Here is a 5,121-nt window from a genome sequence, read left to right as displayed (position 1 = left end):
CGTGGCCGACATGCCCGAAGCCGTGCAGGCCGCGCTGGCGCTGGTCAACGAGCCGCCCGCGCTGGCGCAAGCGGTGGCCAGCGGGCTGGCCTTTGCGGCGCGCAATCGGGGGGCGACGGACAGAACGCTGGAGGCGTTGCGGGGGTATTTGTGAGGCGCTAGGCGGTTGGGCCAAGGAAGCTGCCGTAACGGTACCCAGCGCGAAAACATCGGCACAAGTACCTGCTGCCCGAGAAAAAAGTGAGGGTGAAACGCCCAGGCCGGGCGAAAAAAAACCCCGGAGTTCCGGGGTTTTTTATTTTTGCAGCAGGCACTCAGTGGCTTGCTGCTCCAGATGCGCCAAAGCCGGTTTGGGCGCGAACCCACTGATCGGCGAAAGCGGCGCGCTCCTTGCTTGCGCGTTCGCTCTTGTCCGTGATGGAGAAGACATAACCGAGCAAGAACGCCAGAGGCATGGCGAACAGGGCGGGCTGATCGTAGGGGAAGATCGGTGTAGCGTAGCCAAACACGGTCACCCACACGGATTTGGACAGCACCACCAGCACCACAGCGGCAACCAGGCCACCGTAACCCGCAGCCAATGCACCGCGCGTGGTCAGGTCTTTCCAGTACATCGACATGAACAGCACCGGGAAGTTGCCGGCGGCCGCAATGCCAAAGGCCAGCGCCGCCATGAAGGCCACGTTTTGCTTTTCAAAGGCGATGCCCAGCACCACCGCAATCAGGCCAATGCCGAACGAGGCGATTTTGGAAACTTTGATTTCCTGCGCTTCAGACACCTTGCCTTTTTTGATCACACGGGCGTACAGGTCATGCGAGATGGCGGAGGCGCCAGCCAGTGCAAGACCCGAGACCACTGCCAGAATCGTCGCGAAAGCCACCGCAGCCAGAAAGCCCAGCAGCAGATTACCGCCCACGGCCTTGGCCAAATGCATCGCCACCATGTTGCCGCCGCCGATGATTTTTCCACCGACCGTGCCACCTTCGAAGAACTCGGGATTGGTGCCCACAATCACAATGGAACACAGCCCCATCAACAAGATGACGTTGAAGAAGAAGCCAACAAATCCAGCCGCGTACAGAACTGATTTACGCGCTTCCTTGGCATTGTTGACGGTAAAAAAGCGCATCAGGATGTGCGGCAGACCCGCCAGGCCAAACATCAGCCCCAATGCCAGCGAAATGGCGTTGATCGGGTCCTGCAACAGTTTGCCTGGGGCAAACAGCAGGTCTTTCAGTTTGTGGATTTCGATGGTTTTCGCGGCCAGGGTGTTAAAGCTGAAGCCAAACTGGGAAAAGGCCAGCACCGTGATGACCGTGCCGCCAAAAAGCAGCAGGCAGGCCTTGATGATTTGAACCCAGGTCGTGGCCACCATGCCGCCGAAGGTCACATACACGACCATCAAGGCACCGACCACGATCACGGCGATGTGGTAGTCCAGGCCAAACAGCAGCTTGATCAGTTGCCCGGCACCCACCATCTGGACGATGAGGTAAAAACAGACCACGGTCAGGGAACCGATGGCCGCCATGGTCCGTACCTTGCCCTGGTCAAGGCGGTAGGAGGTGATGTCGGCAAAAGTGAATTTGCCCAGGTTTCTAAGGCGTTCGGCCATCAAAAACAGAATGACGGGCCAACCGACAAAGAAAGCAATCATGAACAGATAGCCGTCGTAGCCGTTGGTGAAAACCAGGGCGGTCAGGCCGAGCAGGGTCGCCGCCGACATGTAGTCACCGGCCATGGCCAGACCATTCTGAAAGCCGGTAATGCCGCCACCTGCCGTGTAAAAGTCGGCGGCGGATTTGGTACGGCTGGCGGCCCAATAGGTGATGGCCAGCGTCATGCCCACAAAAATGGCGAACATCACAATGGCGGGAACATTGAGCGGTTGTTTCTGGGTGATTTCAACGGCAGGACCGGCGGCCAGAACGGCGCCGGTGACCCCGAATGCCACTAACCCGGAGAGTAGTTTGATAAACGTTTTTTGCATTATTTTTGTTCCTTCGAGGATTCGCGTAGCAGCGCTTCGGTCAGAGCGTCGAATTCTGAATTGGCGCGGCGCACATAAACCGCCGTGAGAGCCCAGAAAAAGACAAATTCGAAAAATCCAATCAGCAGGCCGGTGGTGACATAGCTGCCGCCCAACCTGATCGCCAGCACGGCCGGATTAAAGGCCACGGTCAGAAACAGGCCGAAAAAAAGCACCAGGACGATGCCGGTTAACGTCCAGGCCAAGCGTTCGCGCTTGCTCACCAGTTCCTTGAATTTCGGATTCTCTCGAATCCGGGCATACATTTCAGAGCTCATGCTTCATCCTTTATAAAAAAACAAATCGAAAATATTTCAGAACATATCCACTGACATGCGCTTGGTGGTGTTGCCTGCCAACAGGATGCTTTGCGCCAAACCGGCCGCCTGCGTCAACACCGATTCGGCGTAGAAACGGGCGGTGATGACCTTTGCGGTAAAAAACGCCGGGTCGCTGTCCATCCTGTCCTGCGCGACCATCAGGGCCCGGCCCATTTGCCAGCCGCACAAGACCACACCGGCCAATTTGAGGTAGTTCACCGCGCCGGCGTAAACCGCTTTCGGGTCGCTCTTGCCGTTGGCCACGATGAAGTCAATGGCGCCCTCCAGCGCCAGGCGGCCTTTCCGCAGCGCATTGAGCATGGCCGCGCAGTCCTCGTTTTCGTGCGCAGCGAGGTCCTGCTCGGTGATGGCGATCCGGGCGCACAGGGCTTTGACCACGGCGCCCTTGTCGCGCAGGGTTTTGCGACCGACGATGTCATTGGCCTGGATGGCCGTGGTGCCTTCGTAAATGGTCAGAATGCGGGCGTCGCGCCAGTGCTGGGCGGCGCCGGTCTCTTCGATGTAGCCCATGCCGCCATGGACCTGCACGCCCAGACTGGCCATGTCGATGGACATTTCGGTCGAAAAGCCCTTGACCACCGGCACCAAATACTCATAGACCGCCTGGTTTTGGGTGCGTACGGCATCGTCTGTGGCGTGGTGCGCCATGTCGCTGGCGGCGGCTGCCACGTAGGCCAGGGCGCGCGCGCCCTCGATGTGGCTGCGCATGGTCAGCAGCATGCGCTTGACGTCGGGGTGGTTGATGATGGCAACCGGGCCGTCGGAACCCGCCAGATCGCGGCTTTGGGCGCGGTCATGCGCAAAACGCACCGCTTGCTGATAGGCGCGGTCGGCAATCGCAATGCCCTGCATGCCCACGGCAAAGCGGGCCGCGTTCATCATGATGAACATGTATTCCAGGCCACGGTTCTCCTGGCCGACCAGATAACCCACCGCGCCACCGTGGTCGCCAAACTGCAACACCGCCGTCGGGCTGGCCTTGATGCCGAGCTTGTGCTCGATCGACACGCACCAGGCGTCGTTGCGCTCGCCCAGGCTGCCGTCGTCATTGACCATGAACTTGGGCACCAGAAACAGCGAAATCCCTTTCACGCCTTCCGGCGCACCGGGCACGCGGGCCAACACCAGATGGACGATGTTCTCGGTCATGTCGTGCTCACCGTAGGTGATGAAAATCTTGGTGCCAAACACCTTGTAGCTGCCGTCTTCCTGAAGCTCGGCGCGTGAGCGCACGGCGGCCAGGTCAGAGCCGGCCTGGGGTTCGGTCAGGTTCATGGTGCCGGTCCACTGGCCGCTGATGAGCTTGGCGGCAAACTTGCGTTTGAGTTCGTCGCTGCCCGCGACGAGCAGCGCTTCAATCGCGCCATCGGTCAGCATCGGGCACAGGGCGAACGACAGGCTGGCGGCGTGCAGCATTTCGGCGCAGGGCGTGGCGATCAGCTTGGGCAAGCCCTGGCCACCAAACTCGGTGGGGTGGATCACGCCTTGCCAGCCGCCTTCGGCAAACTGTTGGAATGCTTCCTTGAAGCCGGGGGTGGTGGTGACGGCGCCGTCTTTCCAGCTGCTGGGTTTTTTGTCGCCTTCCCAATTCAAGGGGGCGACAACGCCTTCACAGAACTTGGCGGACTCTTCGAGCACCGCCTGGGCGGTATCGAGGTCGTAGTCTTCAAAGCCGTGCAGGGCGCTGACTTTGGACAGGCCGGCGAGCTCTTGCATCGCAAACAACATGTCTTTCAGGGGGGCTTGGTAGCTCATGGTGCGCTTTCGATTTATTCAGACAGTGGGTCAGGCAATAGCGGGGCCGCGGACTGCGCTGCGGCTTTGGCGGCACGCCGGGCCGATGAATCCACCTTCACCCGGGCTTCGCCATCAATGACCTTCACGCCCTTGACTTTGCAGGTGGTGTGCAGCACCACCCGGCCACGCTCCGCGATGACCTCAATCACTTTCACGGTCGCGTGCACGGTGTCGCCGGGGCGCACCGGGGCCAAAAATTCCAGGCGTTGGTCCATGTAAATGGCGCCGGGGCCAGGCAAACGGTTGGCGACGGCCGCCGAAATCACGCTGGCCGACAAAAAGCCATGGGCGATGCGCCCCTTGAACGGCGTGGTGGCGGCGTACTCTTCGTTGATATGGATGGCGTTGGTGTCGCCCGACACGCCGGCAAACAGAACGATGTCGGCCTCGGTGATGGTTTTGGAGAATATGGCCATCATCCCCACACTCAGGTCTTCAATGTCGTAGCCGTTCAGGTCGTTCATGGCAGTGTCTCGTTGGTTTGTTAACTGGTTTGAGGGCTTACATGCCCGCGTAATTCGGCCCGCCGCCACCCTCGGGCGTGACCCAGACGATGTTCTGCGTCGGGTCCTTGATGTCGCAGGTCTTGCAATGCACGCAGTTCTGGGCGTTGATCTGCAGGCGGTCGGTGTTGTCGGGGTTTTTCACAAACTCGTAGACGCCGGCCGGGCAGTAGCGGCTCTCGGGGCCGGCATAGGTGGCCAGGTTGATGCTGACGGGAACGCTGGCATCTTTCAGCGTCAAATGCGCCGGCTGCTGCTCTTCATGGTTGGTGTTGGAAACAAACACCGAACTCAATCGGTCAAAGGTGATCTTGTTGTCGGGCCTGGGGTAGACGATGGGTGTGCACTCGGCCGCCGGCTTGAGCATCGCGTAGTCGGGCTGGCTGCGGTGAACCGTCCAGGGCGGGCGCTTGATGCCGAGCCGGGGCAGCAGCCACTGCTCGATGCCGG

5 protein-coding genes are annotated in these 5,121 nt (G+C 60.1%); all 5 read right to left on the bottom strand.

Features of this window, described 5'->3' with window-relative positions; genetic code table 11:
• Positions 1–314: 314 nt before the first annotated feature.
• Positions 315–1,991 carry a cation acetate symporter gene (locus tag RMO23_RS07610; RefSeq protein ID WP_309680091.1) on the bottom strand — a complete coding sequence of 559 codons (1,677 nt, stop codon included), beginning with the start codon at positions 1,989–1,991 and terminating at the stop codon, positions 315–317.
• Entirely contained in the window at positions 1,991–2,308 is a 318-nt protein-coding gene (locus RMO23_RS07605; RefSeq protein ID WP_309680089.1) for a DUF485 domain-containing protein, read from the bottom strand. The genes RMO23_RS07610 and RMO23_RS07605 overlap by 1 nt, the downstream gene beginning before the upstream one ends.
• A 36-nt stretch (positions 2,309–2,344) precedes the next feature.
• Positions 2,345–4,126 carry an acyl-CoA dehydrogenase gene (locus RMO23_RS07600; protein ID WP_309680088.1) on the bottom strand — a complete coding sequence of 594 codons (1,782 nt, stop codon included), beginning with the start codon at positions 4,124–4,126 and terminating at the stop codon, positions 2,345–2,347.
• A 14-nt stretch (positions 4,127–4,140) separates the two neighbouring features.
• Complete coding sequence (locus tag RMO23_RS07595) at positions 4,141–4,632, bottom strand: MaoC family dehydratase (RefSeq protein ID WP_309680086.1); 492 nt, start codon at positions 4,630–4,632, stop codon at positions 4,141–4,143.
• Positions 4,633–4,669: 37 nt separating this feature from the next.
• The coding region (locus tag RMO23_RS07590; RefSeq protein ID WP_309680084.1) for a 4Fe-4S dicluster domain-containing protein at positions 4,670–5,121 on the bottom strand (452 nt) is incomplete at its 5' end.

This window comes from Polaromonas sp., from assembly GCF_031411155.1.
GTDB lineage: Bacteria > Pseudomonadota > Gammaproteobacteria > Burkholderiales > Burkholderiaceae_C > Polaromonas.
Note: the sequence above shows the minus strand (reverse complement) of the source record. Positions and strands in the feature narration are given on the sequence as shown.

What these genes read in the sequence shown, in the direction of transcription:
- RMO23_RS07610 (WP_309680091.1), bottom strand. Translation starts at nt 1,991, where the DNA reads ATGCAAAAAACGTTTATCAAACTACTCTCCGGGTTAGTGGCATTCGGG.
- RMO23_RS07600 (WP_309680088.1), bottom strand. Translation starts at nt 4,126, where the DNA reads ATGAGCTACCAAGCCCCCCTGAAAGACATGTTGTTTGCGATGCAAGAG.
- RMO23_RS07595 (WP_309680086.1), bottom strand. Translation starts at nt 4,632, where the DNA reads ATGAACGACCTGAACGGCTACGACATTGAAGACCTGAGTGTGGGGATG.
- RMO23_RS07605 (WP_309680089.1), bottom strand. Translation starts at nt 2,308, where the DNA reads ATGAGCTCTGAAATGTATGCCCGGATTCGAGAGAATCCGAAATTCAAG.